The organism is Capnocytophaga sp. oral taxon 324 str. F0483 (genome assembly GCF_000318315.2).
In the GTDB taxonomy this organism is placed as follows: domain Bacteria; phylum Bacteroidota; class Bacteroidia; order Flavobacteriales; family Flavobacteriaceae; genus Capnocytophaga; species Capnocytophaga ochracea.
This window is the reverse complement of sequence record NZ_KB291500.1, coordinates 65352-82200: the sequence shown is the minus strand read 5'-3', so window position 1 is coordinate 82200 and position 16849 is coordinate 65352. Positions and strand designations below refer to the sequence as shown.

Annotated in this window: 15 protein-coding genes; 2 read left to right on the top strand and 13 right to left on the bottom strand. The window is 40.6% G+C overall.

Features of this window, described 5'->3' with window-relative positions; genetic code table 11:
• Positions 1-180: 180 nt before the first annotated feature.
• Complete coding sequence (locus tag HMPREF9072_RS03275) at positions 181-540, bottom strand: DUF488 domain-containing protein (RefSeq protein WP_009410527.1); 360 nt, start codon at positions 538-540, stop codon at positions 181-183.
• A gap of 315 nt (positions 541-855) precedes the next feature.
• Complete coding sequence (locus HMPREF9072_RS03270; RefSeq protein ID WP_009410526.1) at positions 856-2811, bottom strand: multiheme c-type cytochrome; 1956 nt, start codon at positions 2809-2811, stop codon at positions 856-858.
• A 195-nt stretch (positions 2812-3006) separates the two neighbouring features.
• Between HMPREF9072_RS03270 and HMPREF9072_RS03265 the strand changes: the two genes are divergently transcribed.
• Together HMPREF9072_RS03265 and HMPREF9072_RS03260 are read left to right on the top strand one after the other, a co-directional pair.
• Positions 3007-6063 (top strand): SusC/RagA family TonB-linked outer membrane protein, encoded by a 3057-nt coding sequence (locus HMPREF9072_RS03265; RefSeq protein ID WP_009410525.1) that lies wholly within the window; start codon positions 3007-3009, stop codon positions 6061-6063.
• Positions 6064-6075: 12 nt separating this feature from the next.
• The gene (locus HMPREF9072_RS03260) at positions 6076-7611 is read left to right on the top strand and encodes a RagB/SusD family nutrient uptake outer membrane protein (protein ID WP_009410524.1); all 1536 of its coding nucleotides are present in this window, start codon (positions 6076-6078) and stop codon (positions 7609-7611) included.
• Positions 7612-7712: 101 nt separating this feature from the next.
• On the opposite strand, the gene HMPREF9072_RS03255 is transcribed toward HMPREF9072_RS03260, so the two are convergent.
• The 11 genes from HMPREF9072_RS03255 to HMPREF9072_RS03205 all read right to left on the bottom strand — a co-directional run bounded on the left by HMPREF9072_RS03255 (position 7713) and on the right by HMPREF9072_RS03205 (position 16647).
• Positions 7713-9083, bottom strand: a complete 1371-nt coding sequence (locus HMPREF9072_RS03255; protein WP_009410523.1) for a DASS family sodium-coupled anion symporter — start codon at positions 9081-9083, stop codon at positions 7713-7715.
• A gap of 39 nt (positions 9084-9122) precedes the next feature.
• The gene (locus tag HMPREF9072_RS03250; protein WP_009410522.1) at positions 9123-9653 is read right to left on the bottom strand and encodes a mechanosensitive ion channel family protein; all 531 of its coding nucleotides are present in this window, start codon (positions 9651-9653) and stop codon (positions 9123-9125) included.
• A 6-nt stretch (positions 9654-9659) separates the two neighbouring features.
• Positions 9660-11228: a ribonuclease Y gene (rny, locus tag HMPREF9072_RS03245; RefSeq protein WP_009410521.1), complete on the bottom strand. Its 1569-nt coding sequence runs from the start codon at positions 11226-11228 to the stop codon at positions 9660-9662.
• A gap of 233 nt (positions 11229-11461) precedes the next feature.
• Positions 11462-11752, bottom strand: a complete 291-nt coding sequence (locus HMPREF9072_RS03240) for a cell division protein ZapA (protein WP_009410520.1) — start codon at positions 11750-11752, stop codon at positions 11462-11464.
• Between the two features lie 2 nt (positions 11753-11754).
• Entirely contained in the window at positions 11755-12048 is a 294-nt protein-coding gene (locus tag HMPREF9072_RS03235) for a hypothetical protein (protein ID WP_009410519.1), read from the bottom strand.
• Positions 12049-12441: 393 nt separating this feature from the next.
• Positions 12442-13188 carry a ThiF family adenylyltransferase gene (locus tag HMPREF9072_RS03230; RefSeq protein ID WP_009410517.1) on the bottom strand — a complete coding sequence of 249 codons (747 nt, stop codon included), beginning with the start codon at positions 13186-13188 and terminating at the stop codon, positions 12442-12444.
• Positions 13189-13273: 85 nt separating this feature from the next.
• A complete protein-coding gene (locus HMPREF9072_RS12630) occupies positions 13274-13348 on the bottom strand; it encodes a hypothetical protein (RefSeq protein ID WP_369814596.1) in 75 nt (24 codons plus the stop codon).
• A gap of 177 nt (positions 13349-13525) precedes the next feature.
• Entirely contained in the window at positions 13526-13702 is a 177-nt protein-coding gene (locus tag HMPREF9072_RS03220; protein WP_232300832.1) for a hypothetical protein, read from the bottom strand.
• Between the two features lie 210 nt (positions 13703-13912).
• Positions 13913-14335, bottom strand: a complete 423-nt coding sequence (gene rpiB / locus HMPREF9072_RS03215) for a ribose 5-phosphate isomerase B (protein WP_009410515.1) — start codon at positions 14333-14335, stop codon at positions 13913-13915.
• A 1-nt stretch (position 14336) separates the two neighbouring features.
• A complete protein-coding gene (locus tag HMPREF9072_RS03210) occupies positions 14337-15203 on the bottom strand; it encodes a GAG-binding domain-containing protein (protein WP_009410514.1) in 867 nt (288 codons plus the stop codon).
• 331 nt (positions 15204-15534) lie between these two features.
• A complete protein-coding gene (locus HMPREF9072_RS03205; protein WP_009410513.1) occupies positions 15535-16647 on the bottom strand; it encodes a DUF4434 domain-containing protein in 1113 nt (370 codons plus the stop codon).
• Positions 16648-16849 lie beyond the last annotated feature (202 nt).

Sequence of the window (16849 nt, the reverse complement as noted above, 5' to 3'; positions counted from 1 at the left end):
GGAATGACGAGGGACGAATGACGAATGACGAAGGAAATGTGGGGGGAGTGTAATACAAACATCCCCCTAGCCCCCTTCAAAGGGGGAATTAGAGACGGAAAAAATGGAGGTAATGTGAGGAAAATATTCTTCTATACACACTCTCGGCTATTGATAGTTACATACTCGGCTAATGCTTTTTTAGGAGGTTTTTAGGGGATTTTTGGAGATTGCCTCTTTGAGTATAGGAAGGGCACTTTTTTCAATCAGCTTAGAAGCGGTGAGTAGGGTGATTACTTTATGAGGTTTAAGCATCTCTAAGAAAGATGCAAAAGCGGGGTTTGCCAAGAGTTCTTGGGTATAATCTGCTTTGAAATCTTCGAATTTGCCGTCTTGATGATAGCGTTTGCGCAAAGCTGTGGAGGGAGCTACCTCTTTCGCCCAAAAATCTAAATGAAGTGCTTCTTTTTTGATGCCACGAGGCCAAAGCCTATCGGCTAAGATACGAAAGCCGTCCTCGGGGCTTTCTGTTTCGTATACGCGTTTTAATTGTATTTTCATAAGATAAAATTATTACAAATGTGAATCAAAGATTGAAATTATAAACCTCCCTCCTATTCACTTACTCCACGATAGCGGAGAAGATTCAAAAGAGAATAACCTCCCCCTAACCCCCTCCAAAGGGGGAATTATAGCGACGGTCATTATAACTCATTATCAACCCGATATTATTGTTTTTTAACTTCTGATTCATATTCTAAATAAGACCATTGCAAAAAATATACCGATTAGGATTTAATGATTAGTGATTAATGGTTAATGGTTAATGATTAAGAAGCGGAGAAGGGCTGGTTGTAAGCCGGTATGCTTTAAAGATTAAAACCTGCCCTTAATCCCTAAGGCTTTGGCTTTACTAAGCGCAACTTTGGCTTCTGCCTCGCGCCCAAGTTCGTTGTAGAGCAAATACAAATCGTAATAGATTTGGGCGTTTTTGGGTTCGTACTTCAAAGCTTCGTTTAAGAAGCTTTCTGCCTTGTCGTTTTGGGCTTTGCCACTGTAAAGAACAGCGAGGTTTAGGCGAATGTAGTTCAGCTGTTTGTCTTTCAGCAGAGCGCGCTCGTAGAAACGAATGGCGTTATCGGTATCGTTTATCTTTACAAAATAGTCGCCTGCCGTAGCACTTCCTAATGGAAAATCGGACTGTGAAAGCACAAACTCCTTATACTCTTGGTGTGCTTGTTCAAATCGGTTATAGACCCTGCAAGCCTCTAATCCTTTTTGGGTGAGCAAGGCATTTGCGGCGAGCATACGCACCGCCTTCACCTTATCGGTAAGTAAGGGCAACAAATCATTTTCATAAAGATTCAGAGGATATTCGCTAATAGCCACCACGGCACGATAACGCGTTTGTGGGTCGGGATTGTGAAGTTCTTTTTTAATAAGCGCAAAGCTCTTTTCAGAAGGGTGATTGCCCAGATAGTGAATGGCTCCCGCACGCACAATGGCGGGGGTTGTTTTGTCTTCTAACAGACTACTGAGTGCGGTGATATTTCCTTTACTTCCTTTAATAAGATTTTCGGCGAAATGCGGTTTGCGCTGTTTGCCGTACCACTTGACAACAGTTTCGGCTGCCCACCCAGCGGTTTTATCGGTATGACAAGCATTGCAAGCGTTGGGTGTACCGTACTGAGCAGACAAATCGGGACGAGGGACGTAGAAATTGTGGTCGTGGCGCACATCGTTGCCCATATAAGTGCGAGTAGGCATATGGCATACACGGCAATCGGTTCCGGCTGGGTTGCCCTTATGGAAAGTGTGCGCCTGAGAAGCGTACTTAGGCACGTGACACTGCAAACACACTTTGCTACCTTCGGCTTTCAGCTTGCCTGTGTGAGGCGAATGGCAAGAGGTACAGCGCACGTTTTGGTGATACATTTTGCTTTGCAAAAAAGACGAATATTTATAGTTTTCACCTGACACTTGTCCGTCGGGAAAATAAAGGTCGGTTACGGGCACTTCGGGCAGATATTCGTCCATTACCTCTGTTACCATAGCGTGGTGCTGGGTTACCTCTCCCCTACGTGTATGGCAAGGCATACAGGCATTGAATTCTTGGGTTTGCGAGGCAAGGACAAACGTGCGAGTTTTCCCCTTACTCTCGGCGTGTGTTTTAGCCCCTCCGTGGCAGGATTCACAACTTACGGTGAGTTCGCTATAAGTAGTGTGATAGGAGTCGGTATAAGGGTTGAGGTTTTTTTGCAGGTTGGTGCTATGGCAAGAGGCGCACATTAGGTTCCAATTCTGTCCCGCTTGCGTCCAGTGCAGGTAATCATCGGGGGAAATCACCTCGCCTGCGTATTGGTGAAACCACTTGTTTTGACGGCTATCCCACGACTGACGGAAGACTTGCTTTTTGCCGTTAGGAAAATCGGTAATATACTGTTGTAGGGGGTAATAACCAAAGGTATACAATACCTCATAGTCTTTGTAAGAGCCATCTTCGCTTTGTGTATGGATAAAGAATTTGCCATCGCGCTTGAAGAAACGAGAAGTGATGCCATCGGCGGTGTAGGTAGCGTTATTGAAATTACCGAGTACGGTGCTATCGTTAGCGATTTGCATTGCCTTGTAATGGTCAGAGAGCGTCCATTCATTATACTCTTTTAGGTGACACTGCTTACAGGAAGCCGAACCTATGTAGCCCTGAAGAGTTTCTTTATTAATATCATCTACGGAAGTATACGCCTCCTGATTAGTAGTTTTGAAGAATAGAAAGACAATGCCCGCAAGGCATAATAGAACAGCAAGAGCTATCAATAGTTTTTTCGACATAAAGAAACATTTAGGCGGTTTTCTTACAGCGGGGCAAAGGTACAAAAACAATATTTAATATACAACGGATAAGACGGTTAAAAATCCTAATAAAAGAGTTCTAAAACATTAAAAATTAACAAATGTATTTACTTGTGTTAAAAACTCTTGTACTATTGAAACCTTTTTACTACTTTTGCGCAAAATTAAATATAGATGACAAAACTGAGATTGTTGTACTCTTGGGCTCTTTTCTTGCTGGTAATTTTTAGTGTTACAGCACAGAACATAGAGGTTTCAGGTACTGTAAAAGATGAAAAAGGTGAGCCTTTATTAGGTGTATTGGTATTAATTAAGGGTACCCAGCGCGGTGCCGCTACCGATATAGACGGGAATTATACTATCCAAACCAAAGTGGGAGAAACGTTGAGTTTTTCGATTTTAGGAATGAAGACAGTAGAGAGAAAAATAACCGCCTCCACCAAACGATTAGACATAGTTCTTAAAGAAGATGTACAAGAGCTTGAAGAAATGGTGGTTACCGGCTATGGAGCTCCTAAGCTCGCCAGCCGCACCGTTGCACAAGTCGCACAAGTACAAGGTAAAGATGTGAGTGCAGCTCCGGTAGCCAGCGTATCCGATGCCTTACAAGGACGATTAGCAGGGGTAGTGGTAACCAGCGATTCAGGTCGCCCTGGTAGCAATAGCGATATCCTTATCCACGGGTATAACAACTTCCAAGGCGCACTACGAGGTGAAAGAACCCAAGAACCTCTCTATATAATGGACGGAATAGCCGTAAGCAGTAGTGTGATGAGCAGGTTCAACCCTAACGATATAGAGAGTATTACGGTACTTAAAGACGCCGCTTCTACCTCTATTTACGGGGCTCGTGCCGCCAATGGGGTGATACTTATCACCACCAAAAAAGGACGTAATAACGAGCGTACAAGCGTAACTATCAGTCACCAACTCGGTTTTACAGCGCTTACCAACGCTAGCCGTAAGTTTTTTGACGATATGATGACCCCACGCGAGTATATGGACTTTTGGATAGAAAAAAATCCTGAAGCAGTAAACTTGGCTGTAGGTAAGTTCAGTTCAAGCAAGGATGTAGCGAGACAGTCAGCAGATAAAATCTTAGCCGATAATCCTTACAATACGCGTTGGGATAAAGTTTTCTTCAGAGATTTTGTACCGTTGATACGTACTGATGTCTCTATTTCAGGAGGTACTAATAATAGTACTTATTATTTGTCGTTTGGGCACTTCAGCCAAGAGGGTTCTACAGCACCTCGCAGCGATTACCGTCGTTATACTGTCAATGGTAGTATCAATACCCAAATCACTAAATGGTTAAAAACAGGCTTCTCATTTGCAGCAGGACATACCGAGCGCGAAGGAGGTTCCACCCTCAATACACCTAAGGTGATAGCTTTGCCACTTTACAGTCCTACCTACGAAGATGGTCGTCGCAAAAACTATATTCCTGGCATCACCAGTCGTTCAGCTGGTTTCTACCACCCCGACTACTATGCCGAAACACACCCTAGCAACTCTTTCTCCGATGACTTCTTGCCTTCGGGGTTCGTCTCTATAGAGCCTATTAAAAACCTCATATTCAAAACACAAGGGGGAATACAATACGGGTATGGCGAATCAGAACTAAAAGAGTTACCTTCGTTTATAGATTATAAGTTTTTCGATGACCCTAATCCTTACACTTCAGTGTCTAACAGTCGTACACTGAGAAAAACAATTACTAACACGTTAGAATATCGCTTCCTGTTAGGAGAAAACAAAAAACATAGCTTCAATGTGTTATTAGGACAAGAGTCGGTTGAAAATAGCAGTAAACAATTAGATGCTACTACTTTTGGACAACCTTCAGAAGGGCTAACAATGCTCCGACACGGTAGTAAAGATAAAAGAATAGAAGACCAAAAGACTGTAAGTACTTTCAATTCTTATTTCGGAAGAGTGGAATACTCTTATAACACTCGTTATTTCGTAGACCTATCAATGCGCCGTGATGGTTCATCAGCTTTTGGTAAGAACAACCACTACGGTAACTTCTGGGCAATAGGAGCGATGTGGAAACTCAAACAAGAGAACTTTTTGAAAGATGTAAAATGGCTTTCAGACCTCAATTTGCGCTTCAGCACAGGGCTTTCAGGAAATGCTTTAGGAGGCTACAAACATATCACTACCATAAAACCAGACAATTTCTATCAAGGTAAAACAGCTTATACAGTAGGTAGCTTGGGTAATCCTGATCTACGTTGGGAAGAGCAACGCAAAACTACTGTAGGGCTTAATATTGTGATTGATAGAGGTACTTCTTTCAATATAGAATACTACGACCGCGAGACTTACGATATGATTTCAAGCCGTGAGCTCAATAGTACTTCAGGGCAAAATCAATTCTTTGACAATGCAGGGGGTATGCGCAACCGTGGGATAGACTTCACTTTCTCATCAGTAGTCTACAGAAGTGAAAATCAGGACTTGAGTATTCGTCCTTACTTCAACGTAAACTATAACAAGCAAGAAATAACCGCTCTTTTTGGCAATAAAACCTCTAATGTGGTTCCTTCTTCTGAAATAGGGTATAAATTAGGTCGTGCCCTTGAATGGGCTGCTGTTATCCCCAAAGGCGTAAACCCTACTACTGGACAAATGGAGTATTACATACCAGGTGATGACCGTATGGAGCAAGTAACTGATGATAATAGAGTAACAACTACTTACGACTCTAGTAAATTAGGACAAACCACAGGCAAGAAAATGCAAGCCCCTATCAATGGTGGATTCGGTTGGAATATCAGCTATAAAACTTTCTCGCTCGATATGGCATTCTCTTTTTCGTTGGAAAAATATAAGTGGAACTACGATATGAAGTACACCGAAAATCCTGACCAGTTTGGTGATCACAACCTAAGTAGAAAAATATTAGATTATTGGAAAAAACCAGGTGATAACACCCGCCACCCTAAGATAAACACTACCACTTTCGTAAATTCATCGGATGCGCGTATGATACAAGACGCCTCATTTATGCGTTTAAAAAATATTACCCTTAGCTATAGCCTCCCGAAAGAAGTTATCAAACAATTGAATTTCTTTGAAGGAGTACGCTTATATGCTACCGCCCGCAATATTTTTACGCTTACCAAATACGAAGGAGCAGACCCTGAGTACAATAATGCTATTTCATCAGGTGGTTATCCTCCTTCTCGTCAATTTACCTTAGGGGTAGATGTTAATTTTTAAAAATATAAAACAATGAAAAAGATTTATAAAATAATAACTTTAGTAGTAGCTCCTCTGTTCTTTACCGGCTGTTTCAACCTCGACCAACAACCTTATGAAGATTTGAGCCAAGCTAACTCTTTTAAAACCGTACAAGATGCTCAATCTTGGGTGAATGGTATGTATGGTAAGTTGCGTACAAACATATACGGAAGTGCGATGTATGCTACCGACTTGCAAGCCGATTTCCTGAATATGGCCTTAAGAGACGGTACTAACGAAACGATTACAAACTTTCAAAACTGGACGTTGTTTACTGTCAATAATGCAGCTACAGCAACTATTTGGCAACGCTATTTTGGGGCAATACAAAATATAAATATAGGTTTAGAGGGGATTCCTACTATTACTATTCCCCAAGAAAATTACCGCACCGATGCGGCACAGATAAAGCACAATATGGGCGAATTGTATTTGGCACGTGCTTATTACTACACCTATCTGCTTACGCATTATTGCCCTACCGACGAGGCTTCAGCTTATGGATTGCCTTTGCTAAGCGGGCCTACTATCAACAATTTTCCTAACAGAAGTACAGTAGGACAGACTTACGACTTTATTTTGGCCGATATAGCACAAGCCGAAACTCGCCTTAGTGATGTAACAGGTGCTTTAGGGTCAGAGAAGTTTACCAAAGATGCAGTTGCAGCACTCAAGGCACGTGTATTGCTTTATAGAGGCAAGTGGGCAGAGGCTTATGCCGCAGCTACTTCAATTATTGGTAGTCGTTATAGCTTAGTGAGTAGTAGTAGTGATTTAGAAAAGGTATGGAAAGATGATGATACAGCAGAAAGTATCGTACAGCTCTATGCTAAATACAATATAGGGAATACTGCCGAATTACCTTCAGCTAACGATGTCTATTTAGGATACCAAAGAGAATGGAACTACAGATTGCGTAGATTTGAGATAAAGTATTTGCCAAAAGCAATACCTACTCAAGATTTCGTAAATTTGTATAATGATAGCGACTACCGTAAGTCTATTTATATCAAAAAACTTTTTGCTAATTACGGTAGTGCTACTTTCAACGATTTGTATTTGGTAAATAAATACCCCGATAACCCTTTGCTAAAACAAACACCCAATGGTTCGTCTACTTATATGCACCGTCCTAAGGTGTTCCGTATTGCCGAAATATACCTCATAGCTGCTGAAGCTGCGTATAAAAACGGTGATCAAACTAATGCTAAAACCTACTTAGACAGATTGCGCACCGCTCGTGGTATCGGTAGTGTAACCTATACCGACCTTTGGACAGAGATTCAAAACGAACGCAACCGCGAACTTGCTTTCGAGGGCTTCCGTATGGCAGATATCAAGCGTTGGAATTTGGGCGTAGTACGTGGTACTCCTCAGAACCTCAGTGCTATTGTTTCAGACCCTGCTGACCAGTATTACCAGCTTAATATCCCTGCAGGGAATTATAAAATGGTTTGGCCACTTTCTCCAAGTGACATTCTCTATGAACAAGGTAGAGCCAACTGGCAACAAAACCCAGGTTGGTAAAACAATGATTAATTGTTAATACAATAAAGAGATTTAAAATATGTTTAAAATAAGAAAGCGGTCAGTAGACCGCTTTCTTTATTATCATTAATCATTAACTATTATCTCCAAAAGTAGTAGGCTACTACTGATATAAAGATAATACAAAGAATATTCAATACAAAACCTGCTTTTATCATATCGCGCTGACTTACCTTGCCCGTACCGTAAGCTATGGCATTAGGAGGCGTAGCTACAGGTAACATAAAGGCACAAGAGGCTCCTATACCTATGATAAGTGAAAGACCCAAAGGATTAACTCCTAAGTTTTCGGCTACCGATATGAAGATAGGTACTAAGAGAGCTGCGCTGGCGGTATTACTGGTAAATTCAGTTAGGAAAATGATAAAGGTAGCTACCATAAGTCCTATTACAAAATAGTTGCTATCAGCGATGAGAAACTGCACAGAGTCTACCAATGCCTTACTCGCTCCCGATTGTGTAAGGATAACACTTAGTGAGAGTCCGCCTCCGAAGAGCATTAGCACACCCCAATCGGTGTTTTCTTGTATTTGTTTCCATTCGGCTACACCAAAGAAACATACGAACACGGCAGCAATCATTGCTACCACTGCATCAAAGTCTTTGATTTTCTCGATACCTATAAAAGAAGTGAACGTTTCGTTAATCAGGTCACTAAATATCCAGCAAAGGGCTGTGATAAGGAAGATGAGAATGGTAAGATACTGCTTGCCGTTGAGCTTATCTACTACTCCTTCAGTAGAGGTGATTTTAATGTTTAGTTTCGGACGAAACACTACGTACAACGTACCAATCATCAAAGGCATTAAACCTAAGACTGTAGGCATACCATAGCGCAACCATTCTGAGAATGTGATATTCAGTTGAGAGGCGACAATGGCATTCGGTGGACTACCTACCAAGGTACCCATACCTCCTATACTCGCACTATAAGCAACCCCAAGTATCACAAAAGCATACGTGCCTTTATTACTTTCGTAGTCGATGTTTTTAAGCAAACCCATTGCCAAAGGGATAATCATTGCAGCAGTAGCTGTATTACTGATACCCATAGAGAGCAAAGCTGTAGCCAAAAAGAGGAAGAATACCGCCAACAGGAAATTACCTCTGGCTATAGCAATCACCTTATGAGCGATGTACTTGTCAAGCTTTTGTACGCTCAGGGCAGTAGCAATAGCGAAACCTCCAAAGAATAGGAAGATTGTAGGGTTTGCAAAAGCTTGTAGGGCACTTTTGGTACTCTCTAAACCCAAGAGTATTGCCAATACAGGAACTAAGAGTGCTGTAACGGTAATGTGTATGGCTTCGGTAAGCCACAAGATAGCTACAAAGGCAAGGAGTGCCAAGCCTTTATTAGTAGGCTCTTCATAAGGAAGCAACCCATAGAGCAAAAAGCCTACCGCCAATGCGATGGCTATAATCACGGAACGTTTGATGTAATTGGTCAGCATATATTAGGGTTTTTGTTATTAGCAAAGCACGTAAGCAATTTACGGTTTTATCTTCACCGCATATTTCTTTTCCGAAACAATTACAATCCCTTTTTGGAGCAAAAGATTATTCGGCAAACTTATCTGTTCGCCTTCTGTTGTTTTCAAAAGAGTATAGAAAGATTTTATATCGATTATTTTAGCCTCGATAGGATAATCTTTATCTAAAATCTTAATCGTATCACCTATTCTAAACGGAGAAGAGAAAAACACGATAATCCCCGCTGTAATATTGCTCAAAATCGACCATTGGGCAAAAAACGCCACCCCTATTACAGTAAGTATCGAAGTAACAAAAAGGAAGAGTTGTTCGGTTTTTATTCCCCAAATAGAGACAATGGTAAGGATAGCTAACGCATAAATAAAATAGTCTATATACTTCTTTACCAAATGAGTACGACTCTCTACGAACTCCGCTTTTTTTCCGAACTTACTGATGATAGAGTTCACCAAGTAACGCAAAGCAATAAAGACCACCAATGCAATGACAGTAGCGATAATTTGATATAGGTAGTCTTGTATATAGTTCATATAACTTTACTTCGCGATATTCACAGCACGAGTTTCACGTATTACCGTTACTTTCACTTGACCTGGGTAGGTCATATCGGTTTGGATTTTTTGCGATAAGTTGAATGATAGTTCTGCGGCTTTATCGTCGGTTACTTTTTCGCTTTCTACGATTACACGTAACTCACGACCTGCTTGGATTGCATAGGCTTTCTTCACACCTTGGAAAGTGAAAGCAGCATCTTCGAGGTCTTTGAGACGTTGTATATACGAATCGAGTACTTGACGACGTGCTCCGGGACGAGCCCCACTAATAGCATCGCATACTTGTACAATAGGCGAAAGCAAGGAGGTCATCTCAATCTCGTCGTGGTGTGCCCCGATAGCATTGCACACTTCGGGTTTTTCGCCGTATTTCTCTGCCCATTCCATACCGAGGAGAGCGTGAGGAGTCTCACTTTCTATCTGCGGTACTTTACCGATGTCGTGCAAGAGTCCGGCGCGTTTGGCAAGTTTAGGGTTCAAGCCTAACTCGGCTGCCATTACTCCGCAGAGCTTAGCTACCTCGCGTGAGTGTTGCAAGAGGTTCTGCCCATATGACGAACGGTATTTCATACGTCCTACACATTTTACTAACTCGGGGTGCAATCCGTGGATACCGAGGTCAATTACGGTGCGTTTACCTATTTCTACAATTTCTTCTTCTATTTGTTTGGTAGTTTTTTCAACCACTTCTTCAATACGTGCAGGGTGAATACGCCCGTCGGTTACAAGCTTGTGCAAAGAAAGACGTGCGATTTCGCGACGTACCGAGTCGAAGCAAGAGAGGATAATCGCTTCGGGGGTATCGTCTACAATGATTTCGACCCCTGTGGCTGCTTCGAGGGCACGAATATTGCGACCTTCACGACCGATGATACGACCTTTCACCTCGTCAGACTCGAGATTGAATACCGATACGCAATTGTCTACTGCTTCCTCAGTGCCTATACGCTGAATGGTGTTGATGATGATTTTGCGCGCTTCTTGGTGAGCAGTGAGCTTGGCTTCCTCAATCGTATTTTGGATATAAGCCATCGCGTCGGCTTGGGCTTCACTGCGCAATGAATCGGTGAGTAGTTTCTTAGCTTCTTCGGCAGACAAGCCTGAAATAACCTCTAATTGTTGTACCTGACTTTTGTGTAGGCGGTCTATTTCTTCTTGTTTCTTGTCGAGGGTCTGCAAGCGAAAGTCGGCTTCTTCTGTTTTCTTTTCCAACTCATCTTTTAAGCGCTTATTTTGTGCCAATTCATTAGACACTTGCGACTCTTTATCGCGTATACGCTTCTCAGCCTCTGCCATTTTTTTATCTTTGGCAGTGATTGCTTTTTCGTGTTCAGCTTTTAGTTCAAGGAACTTCTCTTTTGCTTGGAATATCTTGTCTTTTTTGATATTTTCAGCTTCGGCTTTAGCGTTTTTCAGAAGAACGTCGGCTTCATTCTTAGCGTTGAGAATGATTTTAGAGGCGTTCTTCTTTTCCAGCGATTTGGCGATAGCGAACCCTATGAAAAGGGCAATGATAAAAACTGCAATACTTATAATAACTGTACTATCCATCTTTGTTGTTTAAAAAATAAAATATTGATATAAAAAATGCCTATATTGATTAATATGTTTCACGTAAAACTCTGAAAAACAGGTTTAGGGATACTCAGTGGGGCAAGTATCCGGCAACTGAAGACCGGCACGCTTTAGCCGCTGTAACTCTCCCTTTTGTGAAATGTTAATGTTGAGTTTACCGAAAGGACAATCAATATAGGCAGTAAGTTTTCTATGTAAAGGAACGTGTTTTAACCTATTTGGTTTAAGGCGTTGTACACCTGTGCTAAGGTTTCTTTGAGGGATTCATCTTCGTGCGTTTCGTTGAGTTTGGCTTGTTCTATTTCTCTTGCCAAAGCGATAGCGCACATTGCTAAGCCATCTTGTTTATCGCGCAGTTCATAAACGGTTTCAAAATCTTGAATCATATCGTTTATCTTTTTAGCGGCTTTTCTAAATCCCTCCTCCTGTTGTGGAGCAATGGTTAAAGGGTATAACCTATCGGCTACCGAAAGTTTAATTCTCAATCCGTCCTGTTCCATTGCTATTGTTTAGTGAGCTGAGTGATACACGCATCGATTTCGCGAATGAGCGTATTGAGCTTCAATTTGGTTTCTCTTTTATTATCTTTACTGCCTAATATACGGTTGGCTATGGCGAGTGTTTCGTTTTTCTCTTTCAGTGTAGTGATAGTGCTTTCAAGCGACTGTTTCTCACTGCGAAGTTCTTCAATGGTTTGTCTTAGCTTGCCATTTTCTTCCCTAAGACTATTGAATTTGCTCTGTAAGACAATGGCTTTTTCTTCTAATAACGCTACCAACTTTTTTAAATCACTCATCAAACAGCGAACTTTGTATATTTGGGGCAAAAATACGCTTTCTTTTTAAAAAAAGCAATTTTTTTAGAAAATAAATGAAACTGAGAAATGTAAGATTTTCATAATCAACATAAAAAAGGACTTTTAAGTTTTAAAGAAAGTCATACCTCAGCGTTGTTATAAATAAAAATCACTTGATTGTATTATAAGTTGATGATTTTCTTTTCTTAGTTTTAACAAAGGGTTGAATTAACTTATTGATTATAAACCTTCCTCCCTTACACATACCCAGCTATCGCTGGCTTCCTCAAAGAGATAACCTCCCCCCAGCCCCCTCCAAAGGGGGAGATGTGATGCAAAAGCGACTATGAAATTGTAAATCAGAGACAATCATTTCTCAAACATTGATTCACATTATAAATTAACATTTTCTTTATTTTGTTGTTTTGCTAATAGGTAATTTACCGCAGTAGCAGCAGCGTGTAACCCAAAAGCGGCTGGCATAAAGCTAATGGTACCATAGAAAGACTTTTTATAGTCGAGACCTTCGGTGCGTTGCATAGAGTCCTTGGAAACTATTTCGGAAGAGAATACGGCTTTTATACCTGAGTGAATACGCTCGTTTTTGAGCCGTTTGCGAATAAACTTTGCCAACGGACAGTTATACGTTTTCATCAGTTCGGTTACTTTTATTTGAGAAACATCAGTAGCACCTCCAGCGCCCATACAACTCACGAGCTTTACGTGTTTGCGTTTAGCTGCAAGAATAAGGTTCAGCTTAGGGGTAATACTATCGATACAGTCGATGACATAATCGAAGTCGGGCGTTACGATTTCCCAAGCGCGCTCAGGGGTGAGGAATTCGTGAATGACGGTGAGTTTCAGCTCGGGGTTGATATCCAAAAGACGTGCTCTCATCACTTCGGTTTTGGCTTGTCCTATCGTAGAATGAAGGGCGGGCAACTGGCGGTTGATATTAGAGAGGGAAACGGTATCAGCATCGACAATAGTGAGAGCTCCTACGCCTGCACGAGTTACAAATTCGGCAGCATAAGAGCCTACGCCCCCTAAGCCTGCAATGAGGATATGGGCATTTTGCAGAGTGGTAATACCTTGTTGTTTAATTAAAAGCTCTGTACGTTCTAACCAATGATTATTCATATTTAAAAAAGCCCCATCGCAAAGGAAAGGGCTTATAATTCGCTTTTATAGTGCCGATAACAGTGCTTGTCTGCAAGGACACTTTCTACTTAAATAATTCAGAATGACTTCCAAGCCTCATCAAATAGATTACTTTTTCTTCATTATCTTGTATCCATATAATAAGAAAGTCTCCTTCTATATGGCATTCTAAACAGTCTTTATATTGCCCTTTTTGAAAGCTACAGTTGCTACAACATCAAAAATTATTTCTTCTTCTTCAAAGCTGTTCATCATCTATATCTTTTAAAAAGCTGTCTAACGTCTTTATATCTTTTCATAAGGTGACCTTTTTCTTTCACTTCCTGAAAAGCTTTCTGTGTTTCCTCGTTAGGAATAGCTGTTTCAATAGGATATGTTTTTTTCCTTCTTTTTTACTCAAAAGAACGGTTTTTACTTTGAACTTTTCGAACAAACTTAAGAAAGTAGGGAAATCAGCTTCATTGATAGTTGCTTGTAATGTGATTGTATTCATAATACTACTATTTTTCGGCAAAAGTATAAAATCTTTTTTATTTAACAAAGTATTATTTACTTCTTCAAAAAAAGCCTGTCTGAGAGGCTTTGTTTTGTGAAGGCGATTTGCCAATCGCCCCTACAATATAACTAAAAGCAATTGATTATAATTAACTTTACCAAAGGGGCGAGTCGCCCCTTTGGTAAAGTGTAGCGATGCAAATGCGATTTAAATCTTCTTTATTCTTCTTTCGTGGCGACCGCCTTCAAAAGGGGTGTTGAGAAAGGTATTGGCTATATCTACGGCTTGCTCAATGGCGGTAAAGCGGGCGGGAATGCTTAGCACATTGGCATTGTTATGGGCACGGGCAAGAGCAGAGAGCTCTTTTGTCCAGCAAACGGCACAGCGGATGTGAGGGTGCTTATTGGCGGTCATTGCAATGCCGTTACCACTACCGCAAATCACAATACCAAGGTCGGCTTTGTTTTCTTCTAAGGCTTTGGCTACGGCGTGACCAAAATCGGGGTAGTCTACACTTTCAGAGGTATCGGTGCCGTAGTTGAGTACTTCTATTCCTTTACTTTCCAAAAAAGCTACAATGGCTTTTTTATAATCGACTCCTGCGTGGTCATTCCCTATGACTATTTTCATTTTAGTTATGAATATTTAATTTATTGACGATGTCTATAATTTTATTGAAGTTCACTACAATTTCTTCATTTGTTGATTTTATGAAGTGATTATTTCCTTCTAAGGTTCCATATAAACCATCGAAAGTGGTTTTGATAAGGTTTTCTATTTCGGTATTAGTAGGATATTTCACTCGATAGCCCTCAGCTTGGCGTGCCATCAGTTCTATATGTGCATATACTACTCCATATTGATATAAATCTTCATAGGTTTTTTTGGCTTCGGCTAAGTCGATAGTGCTTTTTTTATCACTATAATTTTGGATGGCTCCTTTTGAGATTCTTGTTCCTTCTACCCAAGTGCTATGTTGTGTAGCATATTTGTATTTATCCTTAGGATATTGAGGATGTTTTTCGATAGTGGCGAGCAAGGTATTGTACTCGGTGATGGTTTGTTCAATAAGTTTTTTGTACTCACTTACCTCAGTAATATTGGTTTTGTAATAAGGGATATCTGCCTTATGAGCTATTTGATCAATGAAAAGAGGTTTTGAGAAAACAGTTACTTGAAAACTACCACGTTCTTGCTTTTTATCAGTAACTATACTTACTTTTGTTGTACCTATTTTTTTGGCAATAAAAGTCAAGGTGTTATTAATTATTTCACCTTTTTGAGTAAGTACTTCAGCTTTTTCAATCTGTACTTTATCAGTAGGATTGAGCGTACCTGTAAAAGTAATAGTAGCTGTTTTAGTAAGCTCTATATCAACTTTATTAACACTAAATTGTAATTGAGGTACTGAAGGTTCGTTATTACCATCGTCCTTTTTACACCCTGTAGTAAGGCTTAGGGTAAGAGCCATTGCTGTAATGATAAAAATATTCTTCATATGTAAATTTGATTTTGGGTGCAAAGGTACGACATAATTAGCAAATTAGCAAATTAGGTGCTACGGTGTTCGCATTTAAGATTAAGCGGTAAACTGCTTATTTAAGTCTCACACGAATTTCACAAATTTCACGGATTTTTGATATCCTTATTATTAAATACCAATCAAGAGTTGAATTAATTAATTGATTATAAATCTCCCCCTCTTACACATACCCAGCTTTCGCTGGCTTCCTCCAAAGGGGGAGATGTGACGAAAGAGCGACTATGAAGTTATAAATCAGAGATAATTATTTCTCAACCCTTGATTCACATTAATAATTATGTATTATTTATTTAATAAACTGTTTATAAGCTTCACGTAGAGCATCAGCTTGGGTTTTATTGGGGCTTTGGGTGTACATATCGTCAAAATATGCAAAAGATACTACTTTGGTTACTTTGGGAATGGAGAAGGCGGTAGTGAGTTGTTGTTTGACTCTATCGAAAGTGGCGGGATGAAAAGGTACCTGACCATTAGGAGAGGCAAAAGTTTCGAGGTCTGACCAAAATACGCCTTTATAGTTTTTGTTTTCCTGAAATAGTCCGCGCTCAGCCGCTTGGTAGTACTCAGCAAGGCGATTGAGGGTTACGTGTTGTGCCCCTACCCCATCTTGTAACATAATGATTTCTAAATTACTCTTAGCGAGTTCAGCCATAAAGTGTTGCAACTGTTCGGGAGACGAAAGTGCACTATTCCAAAAGGCAGCAATTGAAACGGGTTTGTTATTCAGCTGGTGCAAACGATTAGAGATGCGGTCTATAAATTTTTCTCTGAAAAGAGCTATCTTATCATCGGTATTATAAGCATAAGGCTCGGGTTCGTGTGGGATATACCACCCTTTGAAGGCTGGGTGAGTACCAAACTGGCGTTGGATATCATCGGCAATAGCAATACAATAATTGGCTTGAGTTTGTAGCCACGACGCATCGGTTTGGTGTTGCCAATAACTTTCATCAAAGAGCAAGCCTATGTGCACTTCTATGCCTTTACGCTGAGCTGAGGCGAGGATTCGTTGTAGGGTAGGTTTAATTTTGGTGGTAGTAAAGTTATTGTTTGAGTCGAACCAAGTGAGGTTATTAGAAGGATTTATATATCCTATGTATTGCACGATGAGGGTATTCATACCCAAGTCTTTAATTTCGCCTAAAAAATTGTCCCATTGAGCCTCGCTCCAATCGCCTTTTTCAAAAAGCTGTATGAAGGTACCTGTAAGTATCTTTTTATCGGAAGGGGAAGGGGTAGGCGGATTAGGTTGTGGATTGGGCTGCGGGTTAGGGTTGGGTTGTGGAGTAGGAACAATAGGGTTGTTGGGGTTGGGGGTTGGTTCATCGGAGTTGCTTTTGCTACAAGAGGCTGATAGCAAAGCACCAAAAATGGTGAGGAATAAAACTAATTTTTTCATCTTATTTAATATTTTTTGCAAAGGTAGGAAGTAATTAGGAAATGAGCAAATTGGAAAATTAGAGAATTAGGAAATGAGAAAATTAGTAAATGGGGTGCGAGCTACAAGAAAAGTGCCAGCGGAGGGGATTAACTTTGCCAAAGTGTATACCGAAAAGAAGCGGAAAATTTCGGAAGAAGGTTAAGAGGGGTTTTGGTGAAAA

Excerpts from the sequence above, each read along its gene's own strand:
- HMPREF9072_RS03255 (WP_009410523.1), bottom strand. The coding sequence starts at position 9,083 with ATGCTGACCAATTACATCAAACGTTCCGTGATTATAGCCATCGCATTG.
- HMPREF9072_RS03275 (WP_009410527.1), bottom strand. The coding sequence starts at position 540 with ATGAAAATACAATTAAAACGCGTATACGAAACAGAAAGCCCCGAGGAC.
- HMPREF9072_RS03270 (WP_009410526.1), bottom strand. The coding sequence starts at position 2,811 with ATGTCGAAAAAACTATTGATAGCTCTTGCTGTTCTATTATGCCTTGCG.
- HMPREF9072_RS03230 (WP_009410517.1), bottom strand. The coding sequence starts at position 13,188 with ATGAATAATCATTGGTTAGAACGTACAGAGCTTTTAATTAAACAACAA.
- HMPREF9072_RS03220 (WP_232300832.1), bottom strand. The coding sequence starts at position 13,702 with ATGAATACAATCACATTACAAGCAACTATCAATGAAGCTGATTTCCCT.
- HMPREF9072_RS03240 (WP_009410520.1), bottom strand. The coding sequence starts at position 11,752 with ATGGAACAGGACGGATTGAGAATTAAACTTTCGGTAGCCGATAGGTTA.
- rpiB (WP_009410515.1), bottom strand. The coding sequence starts at position 14,335 with ATGAAAATAGTCATAGGGAATGACCACGCAGGAGTCGATTATAAAAAA.
- rny (WP_009410521.1), bottom strand. The coding sequence starts at position 11,228 with ATGGATAGTACAGTTATTATAAGTATTGCAGTTTTTATCATTGCCCTT.
- HMPREF9072_RS03235 (WP_009410519.1), bottom strand. The coding sequence starts at position 12,048 with ATGAGTGATTTAAAAAAGTTGGTAGCGTTATTAGAAGAAAAAGCCATT.
- HMPREF9072_RS03210 (WP_009410514.1), bottom strand. The coding sequence starts at position 15,203 with ATGAAGAATATTTTTATCATTACAGCAATGGCTCTTACCCTAAGCCTT.
- HMPREF9072_RS03205 (WP_009410513.1), bottom strand. The coding sequence starts at position 16,647 with ATGAAAAAATTAGTTTTATTCCTCACCATTTTTGGTGCTTTGCTATCA.
- HMPREF9072_RS03250 (WP_009410522.1), bottom strand. The coding sequence starts at position 9,653 with ATGAACTATATACAAGACTACCTATATCAAATTATCGCTACTGTCATT.
- HMPREF9072_RS03265 (WP_009410525.1), top strand. The coding sequence starts at position 3,007 with ATGACAAAACTGAGATTGTTGTACTCTTGGGCTCTTTTCTTGCTGGTA.
- HMPREF9072_RS03260 (WP_009410524.1), top strand. The coding sequence starts at position 6,076 with ATGAAAAAGATTTATAAAATAATAACTTTAGTAGTAGCTCCTCTGTTC.